This window comes from Devosia sp., from assembly GCF_025809055.1.
Lineage (GTDB): Bacteria > Pseudomonadota > Alphaproteobacteria > Rhizobiales > Devosiaceae > Devosia.
This window is the reverse complement of sequence record NZ_CP075529.1, coordinates 3,211,709-3,238,429: the sequence shown is the minus strand read 5'-3', so window position 1 is coordinate 3,238,429 and position 26,721 is coordinate 3,211,709. Positions and strand designations below refer to the sequence as shown.

The following is a 26,721-nucleotide window of genomic DNA, read 5'->3' as shown; positions in this document are numbered from 1 at the left end:
AGGATAAGGCGGCCGGGAGGACAAGGGTGACGCGCGGGCTTCGCAAACGTTTGACGAGCTATGGCGACCAGGACTTTTCCCTGTTTCTCCGCAAGGCCTTCATCAAGGCCATGGGCTATTCGGACGATGCATTGGATCGCCCCATCGTGGGCATTGCCAATACCTATTCGGACTATAATCCGTGCCACGGCAATGTCCCGCAATTGATTGAAGCCGCCAAGCGCGGCGTCATGCTGGCGGGCGGCATGCCCATGGTTTTCCCGACCATGTCCATCCATGAGAGCTTTGCCGCGCCCACCTCGATGTTTCTGCGCAACCTGATGGCCATGGAAACCGAGGAAATGGTGCGGGCCCAGCCCATGGATTCTGTCATCCTGATCGGTGGCTGCGACAAGACCATTCCGGCTCAGGTCATGGCCGCCGCATCCGGGGAGGTGCCGGCCATCGTGCTGCCCACTGGCCCCATGGATACCGGCAATCATCGCGGCGAACGGCTGGGCGCCTGCACCGATTGCCGGCGCCTCTGGGCCCAGTTCAGGGCCGACACCATCGACGAGGCCGAGATCAACGAGATCAACGGGCGCCTGGCCAGTTCGGTGGGCACCTGCACCGTCATGGGCACGGCCTCGACCATGGCCGCCCTGGTCGAGGCCATGGGCCTGGCCCTGCCCATGTCGGGCTCCGCCCCCGCCACTTCCTCGGAGCGGTTCCGGCTTGCCGAGGAAACCGGCCGCGCCGCCGTGACCATGGCCGAAAGCGGCCTCACGGCCTCCCAGGTGCTGACCCCCCAGGCCCTGCGCAACGGCCTGATTACCCTGCAGGCCCTCGGAGGCTCGACGAATGCCGTCGTTCACATGGCCGCCATCCATGCCCGCCTGGGCAAAAGACTCGACATGGCCGAGTTCGACGCCATCGGCAAACAGGTCCCGGTTCTCGTCGACCTCAAGCCCTCCGGCAGCGGCTATATGGGCGAGTTCCACGCCGCCGGCGGCGTTCCGCGCCTGCTTTCGGAACTGACCGGCCTCATCGACCTGACTGCCCCGCGCGCCTTTGGCGGCACTCTGGCCGATGCTGTCACCGGTCTGCCGGCGCGCCACGAAGAGCAGATCATCCGGCCGCGTCACAATCCCATTTCCAATGCCGGTGCCATTGCTGTGCTCTCCGGCAACCTCGCCCCGCGCGGCGCCGTCATCAAGCATTCCGCTGCCGATCCGAACCTGCAGGTCCATGAGGGCCGCGCCGTCGTCTTCGACTCGGTCGAGGACATGACCAAGCGCATCGAGGATCCCAACATTGCCGCGGGCGATGTTCTGGTGTTGCGCAATGCCGGACCCAAGGGGGCGCCCGGCATGCCTGAGGCCGGCTACATTCCCATTCCGCGTCACCTGGCCCGGCAGGGGGTCAAGGACATGGTGCGCCTCTCCGACGCGCGCATGAGCGGCACCGCCTTCGGCACCATCGTGCTGCACATCACCCCAGAAGCGGCCGATGGGGGACCATTGGCCGCCGTCAGGACTGGCGACAGAATCCGGCTGGATGTGCGGCAACGCCGGTTGGACCTTCTGGTCAGTTCCGAGGAACTGGCCGAGCGCATGTCCGGCCTGCCGGCTCCGGCTCCGGCACCCGAGCGCGGTTATGCGCGGCTCTACCATCAACACGTTACTCAGGCCGATGACGGGCTCGATTTCGATTTCCTCATGGCGGCGGGCCATGACTGAGACTCTCGATGCGCCGCTCTGCCTGCCGCCGCGCCCGCTGCGCAACCGGAACAATCTGCGCCTGCCCGCGCTGAGCTGCGACAGCCATTTTCATGTCTTCGCGCCCGATGCAACGCTCGCTTCTCCGCGCAGCTACACCCCCTGGACCGCACCGATTTCGGACTGGCTGGCACTCGCCGAGAGTTTCGGAGTGGCGCGCGGCGTACTGGTGCAACCCAGCGTCTATGGCCTCGACAATCATGTGCTGCTGGCGGCCATGGCGCAGGCGCCGGATTGCCTGCGGGGTGTCGTCGTCATCCCGCCCGAAACCAGTGATGCTGAACTTGAACGCCTCGACGCGCTTGGCGTCCGCGGCGTTCGCTTCAACCTGCGCAACAAGTCAGGCATCGGTTTCGATGCCTTCTCCGCCCTGGCGCCACGCATCCGGACGCTGGGCTGGCACGCCCAGTTCCAGATCGGCCCTGAGGCCATCGCGACCGTCGGCGCGTTGACCGCCCGGCATGACATCACCGGGGTCATCGATCACCTTGCCTTCATCGGGCCGGATACGCCCGGCACGCCACTCGACGATCTGGTCCGCTGCCTTGCCGGCGGACGCATCTATACCAAGATTTCCGCGCCCTATCGGCTCGGTGACACGCCAGCTCACCAATTCTATCGAAAGGCGCTCGAAACGCTGACTGTGTGTTACCCGGATCGACTGTTGTGGGGCAGTGATTGGCCCCATAGCGAGCTCTTCGAAACCGTGCCCGAAGACGACGATCTCATAGCCCTCAGCCTCGACGTCGTGCCCACCGGCAGCCATGATGCAATCTTTGCAGGCAATGCCCAGACCCTCTATTTCCAGCACTGAAACCGAGTTCGGAGACGCCCTATGCCCCTGCTGACCGAAGCCGCAAAAGGCGTCTATGTCATTGCGGTGACACCCTTTTCTGACAATGGTGACGTCGACTGGACCAGCGTCGACCGCATGGTCGACTTCTATCAGGACAAGGGGGTGACCGGCCTCACCATCCTCGGCCAGCTTGGCGAGGCGCCCAAGCTCACGGCCGAGGAATCGCGGGAAATCGCCCGTCGCGTCATCGCCCGGGCAAACGTGCCCGTTGTCGTCGGCGTCACCGCACCCGGCCTCGCTCCGATGCGCGAACTCGCTGATTCCGTTATGGAAATGGGCGCCGCCGGCGTCATGGTCGCACCACCATGGACCACCCGCACGGACGATCAGGCCTACGCCTTTTACGCCGTCGTCGGCGAGGCCCTGGGCCAGACCCCCTTCGTGCTGCAGGATTACCCCCTGACCACCAATGTCACCATTGTGCCCAAGGTGATCGACCGCATCATTCGCGATGTCCCCAATTGCGTCATGCTCAAGCACGAGGACTGGCCCGGCCTGGGCAAGATCAGCGCCCTCAGGGCATCCTCGGACAGGGGTGAAACCCGAAGGATTTCAATCCTTTGCGGCAATGGCGGGCTGTTCCTGCCCGAGGAGATGGGCCGTGGCGCCGATGGCGCCATGACCGGCTTCTGCTATCCGGAAATGATGGTCGGCGTCGTCGATGCCTATGGTGGCGGCGATGTCGAGCGCGCCCATGACCTGTTCGACGCCTATCTGCCGCTGGCCCGCTATGAGCAACAGCAGGGCCTGGGCCTGGCAGCGCGCAAATATGTGCTCGCCAAACGTGGCGTCATCGCCTCGCCGGCCCTGCGCAAACCCGGGCCAAGCCTTTCTGCGGCCGACATAAAGGATGTGGAGCGCCTGCTGTCCCGCCAGGCCAGGCGTCTGTCGGAGATCGGCGCATGAACCTGGGGCTGGATGGCAAGCGCGCCCTGGTCCTGGGTGCGAGCAAGGGGCTGGGCGCCGCGATCGCCGTGGCCCTCGCCAATGAGGGCGCACGCGTCATCGGCGCTGCCCGGTCGGTGGAGGCAATTGCTGCGCTCATTGGGCAGGTCGAACCGGCACTGGGCGGCACTATCGAGGCCCTGCCGCTCGATCTTGCCGATCCAGCTTCGGTGGAAGCCCTGATCGCCACGATCGCGGCTCGCGATGGCTGCGATATTCTGGTCAACAATTCCGGTGGGCCGCCACCGGGCGAAGCCGCCACGCTGCCCGCCCAGGACTATGCCAAAGCCTTCGCCACCATGGTTGCGCCGCTCATGGCGATCACCCAGTCGGTCCTGCCGGGCATGAGGGGGAGAAAGTGGGGACGCATCGTCACCCTGACCTCGTCCGGGGTGGAAGCGCCCATTCCGCGACTGGCCATTTCGAACGCCCTGCGGCAATCCCTGGTCGGCTGGAGCAAGACCCTTGCCAGCGAAGTGGCGGCGGACAATGTCACTGTCAATGTCGTGGTCCAGGGCCGCATCCAGACCGACCGGGTCGACGAACTCGACGCCGCTGCCGCCAGGCGCCTCGGCAAGAGCATCGAAGAGGTACGGACGCAATCGCTGGCCACCATCCCGGCCGGCCGCTACGGCAAGGCCGAGGAACTGGCCAGCTATGTCGCCTTCCTCGCCAGCGAACGTGCCGCCTACACCACCGGCAGCCTGATCCGCATCGACGGGGGCATGATCAAGTCGATCTGACCTGCGCCCACGTCAGTGCGTGTCGTGGCGAAACTCGTCACTGCCGTGCCAGGCATTATCATCGTCCGCCGGACCATCCTCGCCATCTTCGTAGAAGCTGTCGTCATCCGCGCCGGTCAGGGCTTCGCGCGCATCGACATCGTCGGGCGCCAGCGTTTCCATATGATCGGCAGGATCGTTGGTCATGAACGCAGCAGCGTCGCCGGTCTCTTCCAGATTATCCGCATCGCCCTGCAGTTCCTCGATCGCCCGGTCGATCTCGTCGAGCAATGCCGCAGGGTCTTCATCACCGAAATCTCCGCTCTCGCGGGCGGCAAGTTCGCCGCGCATTTCATGGAGGCGGGCGATACGATCCTCGGTCGGGCGGTCATCGCCATAGAGCAGGTCCTCGATCTCGGACTGGCTGTAAGGCTGGGCTATTCCGGGCGTGTCTGAATTGTCGAAATTGGTTTCCTGCGGCACCAGGCTGCCGGGATGGTCGTGATGCTGAGCCATTGTCGGTCTCCCAAATGCAGTTGCACCCGGAAAACGCCCGAACACGCCGCAAGTTCGATCACACTTGTTCCTTGCGGAACAGCGTGGGGGCGATAAAGCTGGCCTATTGGGTTCATCGAAACCGGCTTGCACCGAACCCAGGAGAAACAGAATGGCCCGCACACGCATCAACGGCACCAATGGCAGCGATACGATGACTGTCAGCCGAGGCTTCAACGACGTTTTCGGCTTTGGCGGCGATGACATCATCCGCCTCGTCACCCAGGGCGATCTGGGCGGCAACAACTTCGTCGATGCCGGATCGGGCAAGGACGGGGTCGTGAACATGTTCGAAGGCGGCAACGAAATTTTTCTCGGCACCGGCAACGACACCTATGTGGGTCTGGGATTTGGCTTGGGCGGCACCGGGGACATCGTGCGCGCCGGATCGGGTGACGACCTTTTGGCCGTCACGACCCTGCACAGCGCCTATTTCGGCGACAGCGGCAACGACACTTTCGTTTCCGTCGGCTTTCGCAACGGCTTCAATGGCGGCAGCGGTATCGACACCATCAGCTATGAAGCGCGCAGCGATGACCCGACCATCGGCAATACGGGCGTCGATATCCGCCTCAACGAAGGCAAGGTGTTCACAGGCGCCAGCCGTTTTGAAACCCTTGTCAGCATCGAAAATGCCCGCGGCTCTGCCAATGCCGACACCATTGTGGGCACGGGCGGCGCCAACACGCTCGAGGGCCTGGGCGGCAATGACGTGATTTCCGGGGGCGGCGGGGCAGATATCCTGGATGGGGGTGCGGGCGATGACATCCTCGATGGCGGCTCCAGCAAGGACATTCTCAAGGGCGGCAGCGGCAAGGACCAGCTCTTCGGCGGCACCAATGTCGACAACCTCTATGGCGGCAGCGGTCAAGACGTTCTCAACGGCGGGAGCAACAACGACATCCTGCGCGGCGGCACGGGGAAGGACCTGCTCACCGGGGGCACCGGTCGTGACACCTTTGTCTTCAAGTCGGTGGCCGAAGCGTCCTCCAGCCCCAAGGCCAGTGCCCGCGACGTCATCACCGACTTCACCTCCGGTCAGGACAAGATCGATCTGTCGGCGATCGACGCCAACAGTGTCAGCAGCGGCAACCAGGCCTTTTCCTTCCGTTCGGCCGAAGGCGCAGACTTCACGGGTGCCAAGGGCCAGCTCATCTGGGATCAGTTCGGCTCGGGCAGCACCGCTCGCACCATCATCCAGGGCGACATCAACGGCGACAAGGTGGCCGATTTCCAGATCGAACTCACCGGCCATATCGATCTCAGCGCCAGCGATTTCATCCTCTAGCGCCTCTCTCGTTCTGATTGAATCAGAACGAGCCGTTTTTCATGAACACGCCTTAGCCGACCTTGACCCCCTAGTTCAGGTCGCCAGGCTCCTCCCCGACAAGGCGTAGGGAGGGGCCTTCGTCATTGCTGCCTTCCCAGCCGGCGGGCAGGGGTTTGGTCGACTTGGCGCCAAGTTCGCGCAGCATCTCGACCTGGCGGATGACATTGCCACGGCCGGAGGACAGCTGCCCCCGGGCCTGCTCAAAACTGGTCTGCGCCTTGTTCAGATGCCCACCCAGCTTGTCCATGGAGTCGAGGAAGCCGGCCACCTTGTCGTAAAGCTGCCCCGCCCGCTCGGCGATTTCCTCGGCATTCTGGTGGCGCTTTTCGATGTCCCATACATTGCGCACGGTGCGCAGCACGGTCATCAGCGTGGTGGGTGTCGTCAGCATGACGCCCTTGTTCATGCCGAATTCGACAAGTTTCGTATCGTTCTGGATGGCCGTGGCCAGCGCCGATTCAATCGGCACGAACATCATCACATAGTCGAGGCTTGAGCGGGCAGCGCGCTGATAGCTCTTGTCGCCCAGCGTCGTGATATGGCCGCGCACCGAGGTGATGTGGGCGCGCAGGTGCTGGCCCCGATCGGGCTCTTCGCTGTTCACGAAGGCCTCGAAGGCGGTCAGCGACACCTTTGAATCGATGACCAGCCGGTCGCCATTGGGCATGAGGATTTCGACATCGGTGCGCACCCGCTGGTGGTCTTCCCCGACATGGCTCTGCTGGGTGAAATACTGTTCGCCCTCGCGCAGCCCCGACTGTTCGAGAATGGTCGAGAGGATCATTTCGCCCCAGGCCCCCTGGGTCTGGGATGAGCCCTTGAGGGCGCGCGTCAGGTTCTGCGCTTCGGTGGTGATCTGCAGATTGCTCTCGGCCAGCGCCCGGATTCGCTCACCCATGGCCGAGCGGTCTTCCACCAGGTTCTTGTGGAATTCGGTGATCTTGTCCTGCAGGGGTTTGAGCAGCACGTCGACCTGCTCGCGGTTCTGCCTGGTAAAGGTCTCGCTGTGGCTGGCCAGAACCTCTCCGGCAATGGCCTTGAACTCGTCGGTCATCTGCTGGCGGGCTTCGGCGAAGCGCTTCAGATTGGCCTCGTTCTGCCGGGCCTGTTCGTCGAGCCGCGTGCGCATGGCAGCCAGTTCCGATTGCAGGCCGGAGGACTTGTCGCGTTCGGCATCAAGACTGTCGCCGGCCCGTTCGCGGTCGCGCTCAAGCTGGGCCTCAAGATCGCGGATGCGGCTGTCGCGCCCGGCAATCTGCTCCTGGAAATTGGCGCGCAGTCCCTCCGCCGCCTCGCGGGCGGCGGCATCGGCCCGCAAGGCATTGGCCCGCGCCGAAAGCACCAGGCTCACGATTATGGCGGCCAGAACCAGCGCGCCACCTGCCAGAAGGGCAAGGCCGAGACTGATCGGCACATCGCCGAGGAGAAAAAGCGTGCGGTCGAGATCGTTCATCGCGTGAGCTTACCGCGATTCCTTTGTTCGCAAAATGTTCTTGTTCCTCCGCTGTCCGGCTGTTGACCGCCGGGCCGGAAATGGCCATATCGGGGGCAATCCACTCCTTGCCGGACTTGTTGCCATGGCCATTCGCCCCATTCTGATCATTCCTGATGCACGCCTGCGTGCCGTCGCCGACCCGATCATCGAGGTCGATGACGAGATCAAGGCGCTGGCCAAGGACATGCTCGACACCATGTACGACGCGCCCGGCATTGGCCTGGCCGCGCCCCAGATCGGGGTGATGAAGCGCATCGTGGTCATGGACCTGGCCGGCGAGGACGAACCGGCCGCGCCGCTGGTGATGATCAATCCCGAGATCACCCATTTCGGCGACCAGATGCAGGTGACTGAAGAGGGCTGCCTATCCATTCCCGAACTCTATTACGAGGTCGAGCGGCCCAATGACGTCACGGTCAGCTATACCGATCTCGACGGCAAGCAGGTCAGCAAGGAGGCCTCGGGCAAGCTGGCCGTTTGCATCCAGCACGAGCTCGATCACCTCGATGGCGTGCTCTATATCGACTATCTCAGCCGCCTCAAGCGCGACCGCGTGATCAAGAAATTCGACAAGCAGGCCAAGCGCGCGGCTGGTTGATACCCTTTTCCCTTCTCCCCTTGTGGGAGAAGGTGGCTCGCGCAGCGAGACGGATGAGGGATCCGCGATCGCTGTACCAGACCCCTCATCCGCCCTTCGGGCACCTTCTCCCACAAGGGGAGAAGGAAGACAGGAGCCACCATGCGCGTCGTCTTCATGGGTACGCCCGAGTTTTCCGTTCCCACGCTGACCGAGATCGTTTCAGCGGGCCACGAGGTCGTCGCCGTCTATACGCGCGCACCCAAGCCGGCCGGTCGCGGTCAGGCCGAGCGCAAGAGCCCGGTGCATGAGGCGGCCGAGAGTTTTGGCATTCCGGTCTTCACCCCGCGCTCGCTCAGGGGCGAAGAAGAGCAGGCCGTTTTCGCTTCGCTCGGCGCCGAGGTCGCGGTGGTTGTCGCCTATGGCCTGTTGCTTCCCAAGCCGATCCTCGATGCGCCCGAATATGGCTGCCTCAACCTGCACGGTTCACTCCTGCCGCGCTGGCGCGGCGCGGCGCCGATCCAGCGCGCCATCATGGCGGGCGACAACCAGACCGGCATCGTGGTGATGCAGATGGATGAAGGGCTTGATACCGGCGCCATGGGCCCCACCGAGATCATCACCATCGAGCCGGGCATGACGGCAGGCGAATTGCACGACCAGATGATGCGGCTCGGGGCCGACCTCATGGGCCGGGCCCTTGCGGCGCTTGAACGGGGCAGTCTCGACTTCACACCGCAGCCTGAAGCGGGCGCGACCTATGCGAAAAAGATCGAAAAGGCCGAGGCCCGGATCGATTTTTCATTGCCGGCGCAGGACGTCCACAATCTGATCCGCGGGCTTTCGCCTTTTCCGGGCGCCTGGTTTTCGCTGGACCTGGGTGGCAAGCCGGTTCGGGTCAAGGCGCTGCGCTCGGAAATGTCCGAAGCGACCGGCACGCCCGGGCAGCTTGTGGACGGCGATCTGATCATTGCCTGCGGCACGGGTGCCGTGCGCCTGATCCAGGTGCAGCGCGAAGGCAAGGGCGCCATGGATGCGGCAACCTTCCTGCGCGGGGCCGGCCCCCTGCCCGCCCAAGTCAGCTGATGGCGCGCCTGAAACTCACCATCGAATATGACGGAACCCCCTTCTGCGGCTGGCAGCGGCAGGTGGACCGGATGAGTGTGCAGCAGGCGCTGGAAGAGGCGATCCTGCGGTTTTCCGGGGAAACGGTCACGACCCAGGCCGCCGGCCGCACCGATGCCGGCGTTCATGCCCTGGGCCAGGTTGCCCATTTCGACCTGTCGAAAGACTGGGACCCGTTCCGGGTGCGTGAGGCGCTCAACTACCACCTGCGCCCCCATCCGGTGGTCATCATCGATTGCCAGGCCGTCGGCGAGACGTTCGAAGCCCGGTTTTCCGCCACCGCCCGGCACTATGAATACCGCATTCTCAATCGCCGGGCTCCGGCCGCCATCGAGCGCAACCAGGTCTGGCATGTGCCCATGGCGCTCGATGCCGCGCGCATGCATGAGGCCGCACAGATGATCCTCGGCCTGCACGATTTTACCACCTTCAGGTCATCTGAATGTCAGGCCAAGTCGCCGATGCGCACGCTGGACGCCTTCGATGTCGCCGGTGACGGCGAGGTGATCGCCATTACCGCCTCGGCGCGCAGTTTCCTGCATCACCAGGTGCGCTCAATGGTGGGGTCGCTGAAGCTGGTGGGGGAAGGCAAATGGAGCCCCCAGGATTTCCGGGCCGCGCTCGATGCGGCCGACCGCCGGCGCTGCGGTGCCATGGCACCGGCCAGCGGGCTCTATCTCACCGGCGTCGATTACTAGAGCGTTTTCAAGAAAAGTGGACACCACTTTTCTGGTTCGAAAACGTGACCAATCAAAGACGTAGAACTGTCGTTCTGATTCAATGGGAACGACAGCTTTAAACCGGCGGCATCGGCAGGAGCACGGCCAGCACCGCCAGCGCCAGGAACACCCCCACCGCCTGCGAAACGAATAACAGGCCGATCTGGATGGGCTTGAGCGTCACGATGAAGCGGCCGATATTGATAAAGGTCAGCAGCGCCACGATGACGATGACCATCAGCATGATCATGCCGGCTTCCCCGAACAATAGGGAAATCAGCAGCAGGGCGCCGGAGAGCAGCGTCACCCAATTGGTCGCGACGAGATAGGGCACGAAGCCATCCTGCCGGCCCATCTGGCGCAGCACGATCCAGGCCATGCCGGCCTGCGCCAGGAACAAAGCCGCATTCATGATCACCGATTGCGAAGCGGCCCCCGCCGGCGCCTGCAGGCCCAGCAGGAGCGGGCCGAAACCCGCCAACAGCAGGGCCAGAACCACGGCAATGAGGCTGCCGACCAGACCGCGCTGGGAGAAGTCGAACCAGTTCGCCACGTCGCGCTGCCCCGTGATCAGGGCCCAGCAGCCGCGCATGGCCTGGGAGGCTTCCTCGAAAAATGTCTGGGACTGGGGCAAGTCTGTTTGTCTCGTCTCAGGAAATGGCTGCGGCCGGCAGGCCGAGTAGCATGTAGATGGTCACAGGCGTGCCGACAAGGAGCACCACGGTCAAAACCGCGAAACCCGCGGCGACGCCGTGCGACCAGTGGGCGGCGCGGCGGCCGAGAAAGTAGAGCAGCACGGCCAGTGCCAGCCAGAGCAGCGGCAATAGCGCCCCGCTGATCAGAGACACCAGTCCGCCAGCGATCAGGTAGGCACAGAGCGCGTAAATGCCCGGCACCAAAAGGCGCAATGGCGGCTCGGTGGTCGGCACGATGCGCCGGGTCAGCCAATCGGACACGAGCAGCGCCAGAACGGCCAGAGACAGGACGATCATGGACGCGGCAAAGCCCCACACGGTCGGCACGCCAACGCTCATTGCCGCCAGGGTGACCACGAGAAAGGCCAGGAGCAGATAGATCGCGAGGGCCCGGACCAGGCCGCCAAGGGTCGGCGCGAAATGGCCGAGCCAGCTGGCCTCGCCGCGCAGCAGGGCAAGCCAGCCCAGGCCGGCCTCGCGCAATTCCGCCCAGAGCTTCATGAAGAGGCACCAGCAAAGAAGCGCGTCATGAAGGCGCGATAAATCTCTGTGAGGCCGGTGAGATCGGAGAGGGTAATATGCTCGTCCGCCTTGTGCATGGTCTGGCCGACCAATCCGCACTCGACCACCGGCCCATATTGAGCGATGAACCTGGCATCGGACGTGCCCCCGCCGGTCGAGAGCCCCGGCCGCCGGCCGGTCGTGGCCTCGATGGCGTCCGAAAGCGTATCGATATCGGCACCGAGCGGCGACAGGAAGGATTTCGAGGGCACCCCCGAGACTTCGAATGCGACATGCGTCCCCTTCGCATCAACCGAGGCGACGCATTCGCCGATCCACGCTGCGAGGGTCTGCGGCGTCCAGACATCGTTGTAGCGCACATTGAACCGCAGCGTGCCGCTCATGGGAATGACATTTGACACCGTATTGCCGACATCCACGCTGGTCAGTTCGAGATTGCTGGCCGGAAAATGCGCCGTACCATCATCGAGCTTTTGAGACGACAGGGCCGTGGCAACGGCGGCAAGCACCGGCAGGGGATTGTTGGCCTTGTGCGGATAGGCGACATGACCCTGCGTGCCGGTCACCGTCACCTTGCCGGAGAGAGACCCGCGCCGGCCGATCTTGATGCTGTCGCCCAGCAGTTCGGCGGAGCTCGGCTCGCCGACAATGGCGAAATCAAAGCCATGCCCGTTTTCCGCCATCCAGCGCACCAGCTTCTCGGTGCCGTTGATGGCATCGGCCTCTTCGTCATTGGTAATGGCCAGCTGGATCGTCCCGGCCTCCGCCGGGATCGCGGCGCAGGCGGCAACGAAAGCAGCGATGCCGGATTTCATGTCGGCGGCGCCGCGCCCGTAGAGACGGCCATCGGCGACCCGCGGCGTAAAGGGGTCGGTAGTCCAGAAGGCGGAATCGCCGGGCGGCACAACATCGGTATGCCCACCAAAGAGCAGGCGGCGTCCGCCCACGCCCCGTGTGGCAAAGAGATTGTCGACCGGATAGGAGCCATCGCCCTCAAAGCGCAGCCGGGTCACCGCAAAGCCGAGGCCACCCAGCGCCGTTTCGAGCACGTCGAGCGCCCCGGCCTCGTCCGGTGTCACCGAGGGACAGGCGATGAGGCGGGTGAGCAGGTCTTGCGGGTCGATGGTCACGAATGCTCCGGACGGATCAGGCGGCGCCGTCCAGCGGATCGCGGCCATAGCTATTGGAACCGGCGGTTCCCTTGAGGAAGCCGAGTTGGATCAGCATGTAGATGGCGAAGACGGCAAAGATCAGATTGATGGCGCTCATCCAGATCGAGGGCATGGGCACGACCATGCCGTTGCCGATATCCATGGGCGTGGTGCCGATGCCCGTGGCCTGCAGCACGTTGACGATGAGCGACCCGGCAATCAGAATCTTGAGGTCCGTCCCATCATTGTCGCGATCATGGCGCCGCTTGATGCCGATGCAATAGCTGGGAAAGATCAGCGCGATGTTGAGCAGCACTGCCAGCCAGGCGAGCACGGTGGCGTTGCCGAAGCTGAGAATCCCCAGGATGATCGACGCGACGATCGACACCGCGATCAGGGCGACCACGCCGATCCACCATTGCTGGCGGCCGATGCGTCCCTCGGTCGTGGTCAGTAGAGCAACGATTGTGTCCATGATGTCCCCCAATGGCCGGAATCACCCGGCGCGATCAGGATAGGACGCCAGCGCCTCGCGTGCCAGCGCCCGCACTGGTCCTCAGTCGCGTAGCAGTTCGTTGATGCCGGTCTTGGAGCGCGTCTGGGCGTCGACCGTCTTGACGATGACCGCGCAATAAAGGCTCGGGCCGGGCGAACCGTCCGGGAACGGCTTGCCGGGAAGCGAGCCGGACACCACCACCGAATAGGGCGGCACTTTGCCCATGTGGATTTCGCCGGTCTGGCGGTTCACCACCTTGGTGGAGGCACCGATGAACACACCCATGGAAATGACCGAACCCTCGCCGACCACCACGCCCTCGACGATTTCCGAACGGGCGCCGATGAAGCAATTGTCCTCGATGATGGTCGGATTGGCCTGCAGCGGTTCGAGCACGCCGCCAATGCCGACACCACCAGAGAGGTGCACATTCTTGCCGATCTGCGCGCAGGAGCCGACGGTCACCCAGGTATCTACCATGGTCGCGTCGTCGACATAGGCGCCCAGATTGACGAAGCTGGGCATGAGGATAGCGTTCTTGCCGATATAGGCGGACTTGCGCACCACCGCGCCCGGCACCGCGCGGAACCCAGCCTCGCGCCAGCGGTTTTCGCCCCAGCCTTCGAACTTGGTCGGCACCTTGTCCCACCAGGTCGACTGCTGCGGGCCGCCAGCCATAGGGACATTGTCATTGAGGCGGAAGGAGAGCAGCACCGCCTTTTTCAGCCACTGGTTGACCTGCCAGAACCCATCCACCTTTTCGGCCACGCGCGCCTGGCCGCTATCGAGCAGGTTGAGGGCGGTATCGACGGCATCGCGAATTTCGCCCTGCGTCTGCAAGTTCACTTCGGCGCGGTTCTCGAAGGCAGCTTCGATGATCTGGGCGAGCTGGGCGTGCGACATGGCGGCTCCTCGTTGATGTCGCGCGGACCATAGCCGGGGCGCCTCGTCTGTCAACGAAAATGGCTCTGCCGTTTTCGCGCCTGAAGCTGTGAGGCAACGCCCTTTGGTCCGATGCGTTAGGCCCCTGACGCCCTCCGAACCCACTGGACCGCGATTCCATGCTCTACCACGTCATTCTCAATCCCAATTCCGGGACCGCGCGCGCCCTGGGGATCACCGCCGAGGCGCTGGCGCGCCTGTTTGCCACCCACGGGCTCGACGCCGTCGTCGACGACGATGACAGCCGCCCGCTGCTGGACCGGATTGCCGAAGCCGTCGAGGGGCCGGCGGAGGTCCTGGTGGCCGCCGGTGGCGACGGCACCATCACCGCCATGGCCGGCGCCCTGGTGGATGGCGGCAAGCATCTGGCCATCCTGCCGCTCGGCACCTTCAATGCCGTGGCCAAGGATCTCAACCTGCCGCTCGATCTCGACGCGGCTGTCGCAGCCCTCGCCTCCGGCACCGCCCAGCCCATAGACGTTGCCGAGGTCAATGGCCGCATCTTCCTGCAGAAGGTGGTGATCGGGCTCATCCCAGGCCTGGCTGCGGGGCGCGAGCACATAAGGGGCCGGGAAACCCTGATGACCAAGATCGGCTTCCTGCAATATTTCTTTCGCCGCCTTGCCCGGCAACGTCGCATGGCCCTGGCCATCGAGACCGACGCGGGCGCCCGGCGCATCGAACGCGTCCAGGCCATGGCCGTGGCCTGCAACGCCTATGACGAGGGCCTTGGCCGCTTCTTCGCCCGCCAAAGTCTCGATCGCGGCGTTCTTACTCTCTATGTCCTGCACCATTTCACCGCCCGGGACTTTTTCCGGCTGACCACCGGCATGTTGCTCGGGCGCTGGCAGGACGACGAAGCCCTCAGCATGGAAAGCGTCTCGGCGGTGACGATCGACGCCCACAGGGAGCTGATCAAGGTCATGTTCGACGGCGAGGTCGAGACCTTTGAAACGCCGCTGCGCTTTTCCATCCGGCCCAGGGCCCTGTCGGTTATCGTTCCGGCGGACATTTCCCAGACCGTGGAGGCGGCATGAAAATCCTGCACATATCCGACCTGCATTTCGGCCATCACGATCCCGAACTTGCGGCCGGTTTTGCCGCCGACATCAATGCCCAGCATCCTGACCTCGTCGTGGCCAGCGGCGATTTCACCCAGATCGGCACCAAGGAAGAGTTCGAGCAGGCGCGCGCCTTCCTCGATACACTTGCCGCCCCGGTCTTTGCTGTTCCGGGCAACCACGATGTTCCCGCCGTCAACATTTTCCGCCGGTTCTTCGATCCCTATGGGCTCTATCGCCGCTATATCTCGCCCGATCTCGAACCCTTCCTTGAAATGAACGGGGTGGCGCTACTGGGCATGCGCACCTCGCGCCGGGCCCGGCTGGAGTGGAACTGGGGCCACGGCACCATCTCGCGCAGCCAGCTCGACGATCTAGCCGAGCGCTTCGCGCAGGCCTCGCCCGACGCCGTGCGCGTGATCGTGGCGCACCATCCGCTGCTCTTCCCCACCGAACCGATGATGCAGAAGACCAAAAGGGTGAAACGCGCCGACGATGCGCTCGAAACCTTTGCCAGCCTCGGGGTGCGGCTGGTGCTTTCCGGGCACTTCCACCTGTCCTATGTGCGCAAGCACGAGACCCGGGACGCCGCGCGTGAGGGTCAACCCATGGGCATCAGCCAGTCGGCGCGCGCACCCATTCTGATTGCCCAGGCCGCATCGGCGATTTCCACGCGCCTGCGCGGGGAAGCCAATGCCTATAATCTCATCGATATCGGCGACACGATCACCGTGACCGTGCGCGAATGGCGCGACGGGACCTGGCAGACCCGCGACCGCGCCACCGAGCCGGTCTGATCCGAGGCCGTCAGTCGGCCGCCGGATAGACGCCCAGAATGCGGAAATAGTCGGTGAAGAACTTGAGCTCGTCAAAGGCGTGCTGGACGCCGATATCGTCGGGATGGCCCTCGATGTCGGCATAGAACTGGGTAGCGGTGAAAGCGCCGCCGACCATGTAGCTTTCCAGCTTGGTCATGTTGATGCCATTGGTGGCGAAGCCGCCCATGGCCTTGTAGAGCGCCGCCGGCACGTTGCGGACCCGGAACACGAAGGTGGTCTTGAGCTTCTGCGCGCTTTGCGGCGCCTCGTCCTTGTCGCGCGACATGACGAGGAAGCGGGTAGTGTTGTGCCCCTCGTCTTCGATATTGGCCTGCAACAGGTTGAGGCCATAAATGTCCCCGGCCAGCCGCGAGCCGATGGCAGCAACCGAGCGGTCGCCGCGCGCCGCCACCTCGCGCACCGATCCGGCCGTATCGGAGCCGTTTATGGTGCGCAGATTGTTCGCGGCAATGAATTTGCGGCATTGGCCCAGGGCGGGCGGCTGCGATTGCACGGCCTTGATTTCGTCCAGACTAGCGCCCGGCACCGCCAGGAGATTCATCTCGATGCGGAGAAAGGTTTCGCCGACGATGAAAAGCCCGCTTTCGGGGAGCAGGTGGTGGATGTCGGTGATCCGGCCATAGAGCGAATTTTCCACCGGCAGCACCGCCCTCTGGGCTTCGCCGGACTGCACCGCAGCCATGGCCTCCTCGAAGGTGACGTTGGGCAGGAAACTGCCATCGGGAAACACATTCAGGGCCGCAGCATGGCTGAAGGCGCCGAGTTCGCCTTGAAAGGCAATCTTTTGAGTCATGAGAATGTCCGTCCACGATTGGCAGCCGCGTTTTGGCGCTTAGGCAGGCCGGAGTCAATCTGGACCTAGGCCGGTCGCGCCGTCATTCTCGCCTGGCGAATTTATAGGCCGGCCCGCGCCTTTCCGACTGACCCTCAAGGCCTTCTCACCTAAAACCGCGCCACTGGCGCGCTTTTGCGGCAGGGCCGCCGGTTCCTGCCTTTCGGGCACAGCCCTCAAGGCCTTCTCACCTAAAACCGCGCCACTGGCGCGCTTTTGCGGCAGGGCCGCCGGTTCCTGCCTTTCGGGCATAGCCCTCAAGGCCTTCTCACCTAAAACCGCGCCACCGGCGCGCTTTTGTGGCAGGGCCGCCGGTTCGAAGTGTCGCACATGGCTTTGACCTGTTGCGCCGATGGGGGCTTGATACTATCTTCCGCGCGCGTCGTGCCGGCCGGTTGAGGCAGATTTCCGCTTGGGAATCAGTATTTGGGCTGGTTACGCTTTATGTCCGCAGGGGATGGACTGGCAGAGAGACCAAATGGATTCGTTCGAGCTAAACAAGATTCTAGGCGCCGTCCTCGGCACGCTGATGTTTGTCATGGGTGTCGGCTTTCTGGCCGAAGCCATCTACCACCCGATTGAGAACCGCGGCCCCGGCTATGCGCTTCCCGAGCCTGAAGTCGCTGAAGGCGGCGGTCCGGCCGAAGCTGCTCCCGAAGTGCCGCTCGGTGTTCTCCTGGCCAGCGCCAGTGCCGATCGTGGCACCGCGGCCGCCCGCAAGTGCCAGTCCTGCCATACCTTTGGCGAGGGTGAGCCAGCCAAACAGGGCCCCAATCTCTACCACATCGTCGAGGCCCCCAAGGCGCATATGGACGGCTTTGCCTATTCCGACATTCTGCTGCAGCAGAAGGCCGAGGGTCAGGTCTGGTCCTATGAGAACCTCAATGCCTTCCTGACCAATCCGAAGGCCTATGCGCCCGGCACCAAGATGAACTTTGCCGGCGTCCGCTCGCCCGAAGAACGTGCCGACATCCTGGCTTACCTGCAGACCCTGTCGCCCGATCCGGTGCCGTTCCCGGCCCCCGAGGAAGCCGCACCCGCCGAGGATGCCGCCGCGCCGGCCGAAGACGCTGCTGCGAGCGATGAGGCGGCACCTGCTGCCGAGGCAGCCGAAGGCACCGCCGTGCCCGAGGAAGTCGTCGCGCCCGAAGCTGGTGAAGGCGAGGCCGTCGAGACCACCGCGCCGGAAAGCGCGGTCGAGACCCCCACCGAGACCCAGACCGACACCAATGTCGAAGGCACGCCGGTGCAGGAGACGACAACCGAGGCTCCGGCCACGACCACCGGCCAGTAAGGCCGGTTTGGACTGACAATGACAGGGCCGCGCTTCTTAGGCGCGGCCCTTTTTTCTTCGAGGACCGCGCCATGCTGCTGCTGCATCTTTCCGACGTCGACGAGGCCAGCTGGGCCAAGGCTTTTGCCGAGGCCCTTGCCCCCTATCCGGTCGTGCGGCGCAGCGACAGCTTCGATCCAGCCCAGGTTCACTACATCTTCGTGTGGAAACCCAAGCCCGACGCCTTTGACGGGCTCGATAATCTCAAGGCCGTGCTCTCGCTCGGCGCCGGGGTCGATGCCCTGATGCGTCACCCGGGACTGCCCGACGCTCCCATTGTCCGGTTCGTCGACGACGATCTCAGCCAGCGCATGAGCGACTATGTCGTGGCGCAGGTCAGCATGCACCACCGCCAGTTCACCCGCTTTCGGGCCGATCAGGCCGCGCGGCGCTGGAGCCAGTTCTATCCGCCGTCGGCCAGCGAGACCAATGTCGGCATCATGGGCATGGGCGTTCTGGGCCAGGACGCAGCCCGGCGCCTCAAGCCGCTCGGCTTTGCGCTGCGCAGCTGGAGCCGCACCCCGCGAACCATGGACGGGGTCGAGACTTTTTCGGGCGATCAGGGCTTCGATGATTTCCTCGCGGGCACCGATATCCTGGTCAATCTGCTGCCCCTGACGCCGGAAACCACGGGCATCCTCAACTACGAAACCTTCGGCAAGCTGCGGCGGACGCATCTTGCCGGCGGGCCGGTCATCGTCAATGCCGCCCGGGGCGGGCATCAGAAAGAGGCGGACATCGTGCGGGCCCTGGGCGATGGCACGCTGGGTGCGGCAAGCCTGGACGTGTTCGAGGTCGAGCCGCTCCCCCAGGACAGTCCCCTCTGGGCCATCGACAACTGCTATGTGACCCCCCATATCGCCGCAATCTCCGACGAAAAAAGCGGCGTTCGCTATTTCAGCAAGATCCTGCGCGACAACGAGGCCGGCCTGGGCCTGGTCAATGTCGTGGATCGCACCCGCGGCTATTGAGGCGTCATGCCGACACGCAAAATTCATTGGTTAAGTCCATGATACCGCGCGAAGATCAGGGGCAAGAATGACGGATCAGGGCGGAATGACAGACACGACTTCCCAGGCCAAGCCGGGCCTCTACGAGCGGTTGAAATCGGCCACCGGGCACCCGCTCGCCGAGCCCATCCTGGCGCTGATCTGCTTTCTGGAGGCGATGATCGTTCCGGTCTTTCCCGAGGTCATGCTGGCCCCGATGATCCTCGCCGATCGGCGGCGGGCCTGGCGCCTGGCACTGATCTGCACGGTATCTTCGGTCGTGGGTGGCCTTTTCGGCTACGCCATCGGCTATTTCCTGTTCGATACGATCGGCAAGGGCATAGTCGAATTCTATGGTGCCGGCGCCGGGTTCGAGCAATTGCGCGAGAGCTTTGCGGCCAATGGCGCCTTCATGATCATGGTGGGCGCGGTCACCCCCATTCCCTACAAGATCATCACCATCACCAGTGGCGTGGCCGGTGTTGACCTCTGGACCTTCATCTTCTTCGGCCTGATCGGCCGTGGCCTGCGCTTCTTCGTGCCCTGCGGCCTCTTCTACTTCTTTGGCCCGGTTGCCGGCGAGTTCATCGAAAAGCACAAGAAATGGGCCGGCTGGGTGATGATCATCGCCGTCATCGGCGGTTTCGCCGCCGCGCCGCTGCTCTTCCCCAAGCAGCCCTCGCCCATCCCCGACACCACGATTGAACAATCAACCGATGCCGGCACTCCGTCCGGGAGTTGACGGCTAAAGCTCCAGCAGCCAGTGCTCACCGACCAGGTCGGCGCCAAAGGAATGGTGCGGCTCGGTGCTGGTGAGTTTGAAGCCGGCGGTTTCGTAGATGCGGCGGGCCGAAACGAGGCAACTCTGGGTCCACAGCATGATCCGGTGATGGCCGGCACCCTTGGCGAAGCTGACCGCCTGGCGCACCAGCTGCTTGCCGACGCCGCGCCCCCGGAACATCGGTTCGACATAGAGCGCCCGCAACTGTGCGGTGCGCTCGGGCGCGTCACTGGCCGGGACCACGAAGACCGAGCCGGCGACGACTCCGCCGATATCGGCCACCCAAAGCGATTTGCGCGGGCTGGGCGGGGTCTGCTCGAACTCGGCATAGATCTTGGCGATCAGCGCCTCGAATTCGCCGGTCCAGCCTTGTTCGAGATGATAGAGCAGGCCTTGACGATGGATGAGCCAGCCCAGTTCGCCCACGCGATGGGGCCGCAGGATCATGGGGGCGTCATCGGGCTCGGCCAGCATGGCCAGAATGCGCCGCATCGACCCGATCATATCGGCCTGCTCGAAGGGGGTGAGCGGATCGAGCAGAGTGCGCGCGGCAACCTCATCGCTCATGGCGTCGAAGCGGGCGGCCACGGCCCTGCCCTCTGGCGTCAGCCCGACAGGCGAGGCCCGTCCGTCACCGCCGCGCGGCAATTGCGCCACGAGGCCTTGCCCGATCAGCCGGGTCATCAGCCGGCTCATCTGGCCCCGGTCCATGTCCAAAGCCGCTGCCACCTGGGCGCCGGTGGTCACACCGGCCTTGCCCAATTCATAGATGACGCGGGCCTCGGCCAGGCTGTGCATGGTTTCATGCATGCCCTCGTCCAGCAGGCCGATGACACCGGTATAAAATCGATTGAAGCTGCGGATTTGCGCCACGTCAGCGGGATCGGCCATGACAGGTCTCCTGGTTGCTTGACGATATCAAGCAACTAATTGACTTTGTCAATCATATCCTCGCTCAACTGGGATAGCGCTGGCGCAGCAATCCATAGATCGCCCGAATGCCCTGGTCGGTGCCACCGACGGGACGCCCGGGGCGGGCCTCATTGGTCCAGCCAAAAATGTCGAGATGCGTCCAGACCGCCGCATTGGTCACGAAGCGGCGCAGGAACAGCGCGGCGACGATGGATCCTGAATGGCCACCGGACCCGGTATTGTTCATGTCGGCAATGCGCGAATTGAGCTGGGCGTCATAGCCCGGCCAGAGCGGCATGGTCCAGAACGGGTCCTCGGCGGCGCGGCCGGCCTCGACAATCGTCGCGGCCACCCGGTCGTCGGTACAATAGAGCGGAGAAAGTTCGGGCCCCAGGGCCACCCGTGCCGCGCCGGTCAGCGTTGCCATGTCGAGCAGGAAATCCGGCGCCTCCTCATCGGCCAGCGCCAGCGCATCGGCGAGGATCAGACGGCCCTCGGCATCGGTATTGCCGATCTCGACGGTAAACCCCTTGCGCGAGGCCAGAACGTCGCCGGGCCGGAACGCCGATCCGGAAATGGCATTCTCGACCACCGGGATCAGCACCCGCAGCCGCACCGGCAGCTTGGCCGACATGATGGCATGGGCCAGGCCCAGCACATTGGCCGCCCCGCCCATGTCCTTCTTCATCAGCAACATACCGGTCGGCGACTTGATGTCGAGCCCGCCGGTATCGAAGGTGACGCCCTTGCCCACCAGGGTCACCTTGGGATCGGCGGCCTTGCCCCAAGTCAGATCGATCAGCCGGGGCGCCTGGGCGCTGGCCCGGCCAACCGCGTGTATCATCGGGAAGCGCTGCTTGATCAGGTCATCGCCGGCGATCACCTTGACCTTCATCTTGTGTCCGGCGGCAAATTCGCGAATGCGCTTTTCCAGCGCATCGGGGCCGAGATCATTGGCCGGCATGTTGATGAGGTCGCGCGCCAGCGTGGCGCCTTCGACCTGGCGATTGACCTCGGCCGCGTCGGCGAGGCCGAACAGCTCCAGTTCCGGTCCCGCAACGCTCTTCTTGTACTGTTCGAACCGATAGGCCCCGAGCCGGAAGGCTATGGCGCTGAGCGTGGCATCGCCCACCTCACCCTCGAGCCGGTAGCGACCTTCCGGCAAGCCGGCACCGGCCAGCCCGGCGACGAAGACAGGCCGCGTATCCTTGGCACCGGTGCCAAAGGCCCAGCCATCCAGCCCGCCTGCTGCATCGGGCAGCGGCAGGAGCCTGCCGCGCTGACCCTGGAAGCCATTGGCCTTGGCCCAGACCAGGTCACGGTCCGACAGGCCCGATTGATCGAGACCGTTCTCGGCGACAAAGACGACTGGCAGGGCGGACGGATTGGGCATGTGGGCTACTCCATTGACCCCATGGTTCTAGCCGCGCCCGCCGTCCCGGGCAATGCGGCCGCGTCCGGCTTAACCCCCCGTTAGGGTTAATGAACTATTGCTGGATCGTCTCGTCCCGCTGGCCGGAGTTCGTCCCTTGTCCGCCATTGTCCGGTTTGCCAAGCCCCTGCGCGGCCTGCTTCTGGCAGGTGTCGCGGCCCTTGCCCTCAGCGCCTGTGCGTCCAATCGCGGCGATCTGGGCAATGCCGATTATTCGGGGCTCCCGGCCGGGCAGAGCGCGGCCTCGCTGGCGGAACTGACCGCCCGTTACAAGGCCAATCCCCGCGATGCCAATGTCGTTGTCCACTACGCAGCCGCCCTGCGCGCCGCCGGCCAGCCGCAGCAGGCCATGGCAGCGCTCGAACAATCCATGGCGCACAATCCCAACAGCGTCGCCCTGGCCGTGGCCTATGCCAAGGCCCTGACAGCGGCCGGGCATTTCGACCAGTCGCTGGGCGTGCTCGAAACCGTCATCCGGCCCGATGCGCCCGATTGGAATGCGCTTCTGGTCAAGGGCGCCACGCTCGACCAGATGGGCCGCAATGGCGAGGCCCGGGCCATTTATGCGCAGGCCGCCGTGCTGGCACCGGGCGAAGCCTCGATCGAGACCAATCTCGGCCTGTCCTTCGCAATGACCAATGACCTTGCCAGCGCCGAAAAGCACCTGCGCCGGGCCGTACAGATGCGCGGCGCCAATACCCAGACACGGCAGAACCTGGCGCTTATCGTGGGCCTCCAGGGCCGCTTCAGCGAGTCCCGCGCCCTCTACTCAGCCGAACTGCCGCCCGAACAGGTCGAGTCCAACATGGCCTATGTCCGCGCCCTGCTCACCCAGCAGAACCGCTGGGATCTGATCGAAAAGAGCTGAAGCAGACCTCGGCATAGGGCGACCTGAGTCGTCGGTCTGCAACGGACGTCGTTGCGATCATAGAGCTTCCCCGCGCAATTGCCCAAAACTTGACGTTCAGATCGGCGTCGAAGGTGCGTCTTTCTTGCCGCAATCCAACGACAACACACTGCGTCATTCCGGCGACGGCCGGAATCCATGCGGGGTCATGCCAGCGGCTCGAGTGTTCGTGGACGGGCTCGGACATGGACCCCGGCCTTCGCCGGGGTGACGCAGTGGAGCGGGGGCAATCGCGCCCCAATGCCCTCAACCGCCACCGATCGTCGAGGCCACAGAGCCGGTGAACACCTTGATCATGGCCGGCGAGAGGATGACGATGAACAGTACCGGCAAAAGGAAGACGATCAGCGGCACGGTGAGCTTGGGCGGCAGCGAGGCGGCTTTCTTTTCGGCTTCCATCATGCGGGCCTCGCGGCCTTCCTCGGCCATGACGCGCAGGGCCTGGCCCACGGATGTACCGTAGCGATCCGCCTGGATCAGGGCGGTCATCACGGCCTTGACGTTATCGAGCCCGGTGCGGCGGCCCAGATTGTCATAGGCGCGGGTGCGGTCCTCGAGAAAACTCAGTTCGGCCGTGGTGAGGGTCAGCTCTTCGGAGAGTTCGGGGCTTTGCGAGCCGATTTCCTTGCCCACGCGCTTGAACGCATGTTCCATCGACATGCCCGATTCCACGCAGAGCAGCATGAGGTCCAGGCAATCCGGCCAGGCGCGGCGGATCGAGGCCTGGCGCTTCTGCGTCTTGTTCTTGAGCAGGACCAGCGGCAGATAAGCGCCAAGCAGGCCTGCACCGATGGCATAAACCAGGTTGATATAGGTCGGCCGGTCGCCCGGGGCGAGCACCAGCAGATAGACGGCGGCGATCGCGAACACGGCAATCGGGGTGACGAAGCGCTGGAACAGGAACGTGGTCAGCGCCCCCTGCCCGCGCAGCCCGGCCATGGCGAGCTTGTCGACGGTGTTTTCGTCCTGGAAGGCCTTTTTGAGATCGAAGCGCTCGACGGCGCGCTTCATATAGGACTTGGCCTCGGCATTGCGCCGGATATTGGCGCGCGGGTCCTGGTTGGTATTGCCGCGCAGGCGCGCCATTTCCTCGGCCCGCATCCGTTCGCGATCGAGCGCCACGCGCTTGATGCGGTCATTCATGTCGCGGCGGCCGAGGAAGGACGAGCCGAAGGTGAACACCACGGCCGCGGCCGACACTGCAGCCAGGACCGCAATCAGGAAATCGCGCTGCACGAGTTGATCGACGATATTCATGCCGAGGTGCCCCGCCCTAGATCTCGAACTGAACCATGCGATACATGATGAAAATGCCCGCCGACATCATCACTACCGCGCCACCCAGGCAGACCAGGCCGATATTGGTGGTGAACAGCGGCGCGAGGTAACTCGGCGAGACGATCGATACCAGGATGGCCACCACGATCGGCAGCGAGCCGATAATGCCTGCCGAAGCCTTGGCTTCGGAGGACATGGCCTTGACCTTGGCCTTCATCTGCTTGCGATTGCGCAGCACGCGCGCCAGGTTGCCCAGAGCTTCGCTGAGATTGCCGCCCGATTGCTGCTGCACCGAGATCACGACGACGAAGAAGTTCACTTCCGGCAGCGGCACCCGTTCGAGGAGCACCTGCACCGCTTCGGTCATCGAAAATCCGAAACTCTGCTGGTCGAGCACGCGGCCGAATTCGGATTTCACCGGTTCTTTGGTGTCCTTGGCCACCACGCGCATGGAATCGTTGAGCGGCAGGCCGGTCTTGACGCCGCGCACGATGGCTTCGATGGCGTTGGGCAATTCGTCCAGGAACTTGTTCTGGTAGCGCTTGCGGCGGTTCATCACATACATGCGCGGCAGCAGATAGCCACCCGCGACGCCGAAGACGGCGGCGAAGTAATAGGGCACCTGCGCCACGAACAGCACCACGAACAGCACCACCCCGAAGATGATCGAGTTGCGCAGATAGACGGCCGGCGTGATCTTCATGCCAGCCTGGAAGATCATGTCCGAGACGGTGAGGCGCTTTTTGGCATTGAGCTCCTGCGTCTGGGCCTTGAGCGCCTGCTGCACCGTCTTGCGACGGCTTTCGCGGGTGCGGTTGACGTCCGCGGCCTGGCGATTGGCCCGGATATCGCCCTGAAAGGCCTTCTTGCGCTGCTCGGCGCGCTTGTTGCCCAGTGCCGAGGGCACCAGTGCAAAGCCGGCGGCGCCGACGGTGACCATGGCCAGGATTGCCAGGAGAAGCGTGGTGCCCATCTTCAGCGGCCCAGAATTTCGTGCTGCTCGATATTGGCCTTTTCGAGGGCCTCGACCAGGTTGGCTTCTTCGTTGAAGTAGCGGGCGCGTTCGGTGAAGTTGGGCTTGGTGATGCCGGTCGAGCGGTGCCGCCCGATCAGCATGCCATTGGCGTCTTCGCCCATGATGTCATAGACGAAGATGTCCTGGGTGACGATGACATCGCCTTCCATGCCCAGCACTTCGGAAATGTGGGTGATGCGGCGCGAGCCATCGCGCAGGCGGGCGGCCTGGACGATCACGTCGATCGAGGACACCACCATTTCGCGGATGGTACGGCTGGGCAGCGAATAGCCGCCCATGGTGATCATGGATTCGAGACGGCTGAGGGCTTCGCGCGGCGAGTTGGCGTGCAGCGTGCCCATGGAGCCATCGTGGCCGGTATTCATGGCCTGCAACAGGTCGAAGCTCTCGGGTCCGCGCACCTCGCCGACGATGATGCGTTCGGGGCGCATGCGCAGGCAGTTCTTGATGAGATCACGCATGGTGATCTCGCCTTCGCCCTCGAGATTGGGCGGCCTTGTTTCAAGGCGCACCACGTGCGGCTGTTGCAATTGCAGTTCCGCCGAGTCCTCGCAGGTGATGACGCGCTCGTCCTTCTCGATGAAGGCGGTCAGACAATTGAGCAGCGTGGTCTTGCCCGAGCCGGTACCGCCCGAAATCAGCACATTGGCGCGCACCCGGCCCAGGATGCGCAGCACCTCGGCGCCTTCGGGCGAGATCGAATTATATTTGACCAGCTGCTGGAGGGTCAGCTTGTCCTTCTTGAACTTACGGATGGTGAGCGCGGCGCCATCGATGGCCAGGGGCGGGGCAATGACGTTCACACGCGAACCGTCGGGCAGGCGCGCGTCGCATATGGGCGAGCCTTCGTCGACACGGCGGCCGACCTGGCTGACGATGCGCTGGCAGACATTCATCAGATGGGCGTCGTCGCGGAAGCGGACATTGGTGAGCTTCACCTTGCCGCCCACTTCGATATAGCACTTCTGGCTGCCGTTCACCATGATGTCGGCGATGTCGTCGCGGGCCAGCAGGGGCTCCAGCGGGCCATAACCGAGCACGTCGTTGCAGATGTCCTCGAGCAGGTCTTCCTGCTCGGAGATCGACATGACGATGGATTTCAGCGCGATGATTTCCGAGACGATGTCGCGGATTTCCTCGCGCGCCGCCTGGCTCTCCATGGTAGCCAGTTGGCTGAGATCGATCGAGTCGATCAGCGCGTTGAAAATGGCCGACTTGGTCTGGAAATATTCCTTGGCGCGCTGCGCATCGGCGGGCGCACGCACGTCGAGCACCTCGTCTGTGGTGCGCATGCGCGCGCCGATATCGTCGCGATCACTGGAGCGGCGCTGCTGTGCGGGTGGCGTCGCCGGCGCGCCGCTGGGCACCGGCCGGGGTGCTTCTGCAACTCCAGGTGTATTGCCGCCGAATGTGGTGCGCTTGCCGAACATGGTC

The 26,721-nt window shown here is 64.1% G+C and carries 27 protein-coding genes; 14 read left to right on the top strand and 13 right to left on the bottom strand.

All coding sequences use genetic code 11. The annotated features are described in order from the left end of the window. The first annotated feature begins 26 nt into the window (after positions 1-26). The 4 genes from KIT02_RS15895 to KIT02_RS15880 are packed head-to-tail and all read left to right on the top strand — an operon-like array spanning position 27 to position 4,301. The gene (locus KIT02_RS15895; protein WP_297579860.1) at positions 27-1,718 is read left to right on the top strand and encodes an IlvD/Edd family dehydratase; all 1,692 of its coding nucleotides are present in this window, start codon (positions 27-29) and stop codon (positions 1,716-1,718) included. Continuing rightward, positions 1,711-2,571: an amidohydrolase family protein gene (locus KIT02_RS15890; RefSeq protein ID WP_297579857.1), complete on the top strand. Its 861-nt coding sequence runs from the start codon at positions 1,711-1,713 to the stop codon at positions 2,569-2,571. The genes KIT02_RS15895 and KIT02_RS15890 overlap by 8 nt, the downstream gene beginning before the upstream one ends. A gap of 21 nt (positions 2,572-2,592) precedes the next feature. Continuing rightward, positions 2,593-3,519, top strand: a complete 927-nt coding sequence (locus KIT02_RS15885; RefSeq protein WP_297579854.1) for a dihydrodipicolinate synthase family protein — start codon at positions 2,593-2,595, stop codon at positions 3,517-3,519. Then, positions 3,516-4,301 carry an SDR family oxidoreductase gene (locus KIT02_RS15880; RefSeq protein ID WP_297579851.1) on the top strand — a complete coding sequence of 262 codons (786 nt, stop codon included), beginning with the start codon at positions 3,516-3,518 and terminating at the stop codon, positions 4,299-4,301. Before KIT02_RS15885 ends, KIT02_RS15880 begins: the two co-directional genes overlap by 4 nt. A gap of 12 nt (positions 4,302-4,313) precedes the next feature. Here the strand turns inward: KIT02_RS15880 and KIT02_RS15875 are convergent, their stop codons facing one another. Further along, a complete protein-coding gene (locus tag KIT02_RS15875; RefSeq protein WP_297579848.1) occupies positions 4,314-4,796 on the bottom strand; it encodes a hypothetical protein in 483 nt (160 codons plus the stop codon). A gap of 151 nt (positions 4,797-4,947) precedes the next feature. Between KIT02_RS15875 and KIT02_RS15870 the strand changes: the two genes are divergently transcribed. Next, positions 4,948-6,123, top strand: coding sequence for a calcium-binding protein (locus KIT02_RS15870; protein ID WP_297579845.1), 1,176 nt, complete (start codon positions 4,948-4,950; stop codon positions 6,121-6,123). A 70-nt stretch (positions 6,124-6,193) separates the two neighbouring features. Here KIT02_RS15870 and rmuC read toward each other — a convergent pair whose 3' ends face one another. Beyond that, positions 6,194-7,618 carry a DNA recombination protein RmuC gene (gene rmuC / locus KIT02_RS15865; RefSeq protein ID WP_297579842.1) on the bottom strand — a complete coding sequence of 475 codons (1,425 nt, stop codon included), beginning with the start codon at positions 7,616-7,618 and terminating at the stop codon, positions 6,194-6,196. 124 nt (positions 7,619-7,742) lie between these two features. On the opposite strand from rmuC, the gene def reads away from it, so the two are divergent. The 3 genes from def to truA all read left to right on the top strand — a co-directional run bounded on the left by def (position 7,743) and on the right by truA (position 10,060). Beyond that, a complete protein-coding gene (gene def / locus KIT02_RS15860) occupies positions 7,743-8,258 on the top strand; it encodes a peptide deformylase (RefSeq protein WP_297579840.1) in 516 nt (171 codons plus the stop codon). A 141-nt stretch (positions 8,259-8,399) separates the two neighbouring features. Beyond that, a complete protein-coding gene (gene fmt / locus KIT02_RS15855) occupies positions 8,400-9,323 on the top strand; it encodes a methionyl-tRNA formyltransferase (RefSeq protein ID WP_297579837.1) in 924 nt (307 codons plus the stop codon). Then, entirely contained in the window at positions 9,323-10,060 is a 738-nt protein-coding gene (gene truA / locus KIT02_RS15850) for a tRNA pseudouridine(38-40) synthase TruA (RefSeq protein WP_297579834.1), read from the top strand. The genes fmt and truA overlap by 1 nt, the downstream gene beginning before the upstream one ends. Positions 10,061-10,157: 97 nt before the next feature. Here truA and KIT02_RS15845 read toward each other — a convergent pair whose 3' ends face one another. The 5 genes from KIT02_RS15845 to dapD form a co-directional block, all read right to left on the bottom strand. Next, positions 10,158-10,715, bottom strand: a complete 558-nt coding sequence (locus tag KIT02_RS15845) for a hypothetical protein (protein ID WP_297579831.1) — start codon at positions 10,713-10,715, stop codon at positions 10,158-10,160. Positions 10,716-10,731: 16 nt separating this feature from the next. Continuing rightward, entirely contained in the window at positions 10,732-11,277 is a 546-nt protein-coding gene (locus KIT02_RS15840; RefSeq protein WP_297579828.1) for a hypothetical protein, read from the bottom strand. Then, entirely contained in the window at positions 11,274-12,428 is a 1,155-nt protein-coding gene (gene dapE / locus KIT02_RS15835; protein ID WP_297579825.1) for a succinyl-diaminopimelate desuccinylase, read from the bottom strand. Before dapE ends, KIT02_RS15840 begins: the two co-directional genes overlap by 4 nt. A gap of 16 nt (positions 12,429-12,444) precedes the next feature. Further along, positions 12,445-12,924, bottom strand: coding sequence for a DUF805 domain-containing protein (locus KIT02_RS15830; protein ID WP_297579822.1), 480 nt, complete (start codon positions 12,922-12,924; stop codon positions 12,445-12,447). An 81-nt stretch (positions 12,925-13,005) separates the two neighbouring features. Further along, a complete protein-coding gene (gene dapD / locus KIT02_RS15825; RefSeq protein WP_297579819.1) occupies positions 13,006-13,848 on the bottom strand; it encodes a 2,3,4,5-tetrahydropyridine-2,6-dicarboxylate N-succinyltransferase in 843 nt (280 codons plus the stop codon). Positions 13,849-14,006: 158 nt separating this feature from the next. Here dapD and KIT02_RS15820 point away from each other — a divergent pair, with 158 nt between their 5' ends. Together KIT02_RS15820 and KIT02_RS15815 are read left to right on the top strand one after the other, a co-directional pair. Next, a complete protein-coding gene (locus tag KIT02_RS15820; protein ID WP_297579814.1) occupies positions 14,007-14,924 on the top strand; it encodes a diacylglycerol kinase family protein in 918 nt (305 codons plus the stop codon). Beyond that, positions 14,921-15,745 carry a metallophosphoesterase gene (locus tag KIT02_RS15815; RefSeq protein WP_297579812.1) on the top strand — a complete coding sequence of 275 codons (825 nt, stop codon included), beginning with the start codon at positions 14,921-14,923 and terminating at the stop codon, positions 15,743-15,745. Before KIT02_RS15820 ends, KIT02_RS15815 begins: the two co-directional genes overlap by 4 nt. Before the next feature lie 10 nt (positions 15,746-15,755). Here the strand turns inward: KIT02_RS15815 and KIT02_RS15810 are convergent, their stop codons facing one another. Beyond that, positions 15,756-16,580 carry a prephenate dehydratase gene (locus KIT02_RS15810; protein ID WP_297579808.1) on the bottom strand — a complete coding sequence of 275 codons (825 nt, stop codon included), beginning with the start codon at positions 16,578-16,580 and terminating at the stop codon, positions 15,756-15,758. Positions 16,581-17,097: 517 nt separating this feature from the next. Between KIT02_RS15810 and KIT02_RS15805 the strand changes: the two genes are divergently transcribed. The 3 genes from KIT02_RS15805 to KIT02_RS15795 all read left to right on the top strand — a co-directional run bounded on the left by KIT02_RS15805 (position 17,098) and on the right by KIT02_RS15795 (position 19,683). Then, positions 17,098-17,913 (top strand): cytochrome c family protein, encoded by an 816-nt coding sequence (locus tag KIT02_RS15805; protein WP_297579805.1) that lies wholly within the window; start codon positions 17,098-17,100, stop codon positions 17,911-17,913. A gap of 71 nt (positions 17,914-17,984) precedes the next feature. Beyond that, positions 17,985-18,923 carry a glyoxylate/hydroxypyruvate reductase A gene (locus KIT02_RS15800; protein WP_297579802.1) on the top strand — a complete coding sequence of 313 codons (939 nt, stop codon included), beginning with the start codon at positions 17,985-17,987 and terminating at the stop codon, positions 18,921-18,923. A gap of 85 nt (positions 18,924-19,008) precedes the next feature. Further along, positions 19,009-19,683, top strand: coding sequence for a YqaA family protein (locus tag KIT02_RS15795; protein WP_297579792.1), 675 nt, complete (start codon positions 19,009-19,011; stop codon positions 19,681-19,683). 3 nt (positions 19,684-19,686) lie between these two features. Here KIT02_RS15795 and KIT02_RS15790 read toward each other — a convergent pair whose 3' ends face one another. Further along, complete coding sequence (locus KIT02_RS15790; RefSeq protein WP_297579789.1) at positions 19,687-20,613, bottom strand: helix-turn-helix domain-containing GNAT family N-acetyltransferase; 927 nt, start codon at positions 20,611-20,613, stop codon at positions 19,687-19,689. Positions 20,614-20,677: 64 nt separating this feature from the next. Further along, positions 20,678-22,027, bottom strand: a complete 1,350-nt coding sequence (locus KIT02_RS15785; RefSeq protein ID WP_297579786.1) for a M17 family metallopeptidase — start codon at positions 22,025-22,027, stop codon at positions 20,678-20,680. Positions 22,028-22,163: 136 nt separating this feature from the next. Here KIT02_RS15785 and KIT02_RS15780 point away from each other — a divergent pair, with 136 nt between their 5' ends. After that, positions 22,164-22,934, top strand: a complete 771-nt coding sequence (locus KIT02_RS15780; protein WP_297579782.1) for a tetratricopeptide repeat protein — start codon at positions 22,164-22,166, stop codon at positions 22,932-22,934. Between the two features lie 285 nt (positions 22,935-23,219). Here the strand turns inward: KIT02_RS15780 and KIT02_RS15775 are convergent, their stop codons facing one another. From KIT02_RS15775 to KIT02_RS15765, 3 genes are read right to left on the bottom strand one after another with little or no spacing between them, the layout of a single operon-like run. Next, the gene (locus tag KIT02_RS15775; RefSeq protein ID WP_297579779.1) at positions 23,220-24,230 is read right to left on the bottom strand and encodes a type II secretion system F family protein; all 1,011 of its coding nucleotides are present in this window, start codon (positions 24,228-24,230) and stop codon (positions 23,220-23,222) included. A 16-nt stretch (positions 24,231-24,246) separates the two neighbouring features. Continuing rightward, positions 24,247-25,224: a type II secretion system F family protein gene (locus KIT02_RS15770; protein WP_297579775.1), complete on the bottom strand. Its 978-nt coding sequence runs from the start codon at positions 25,222-25,224 to the stop codon at positions 24,247-24,249. 2 nt (positions 25,225-25,226) lie between these two features. Continuing rightward, positions 25,227-26,717, bottom strand: coding sequence for a CpaF family protein (locus tag KIT02_RS15765; protein WP_297579772.1), 1,491 nt, complete (start codon positions 26,715-26,717; stop codon positions 25,227-25,229). Positions 26,718-26,721: the final 4 nt, after the last annotated feature.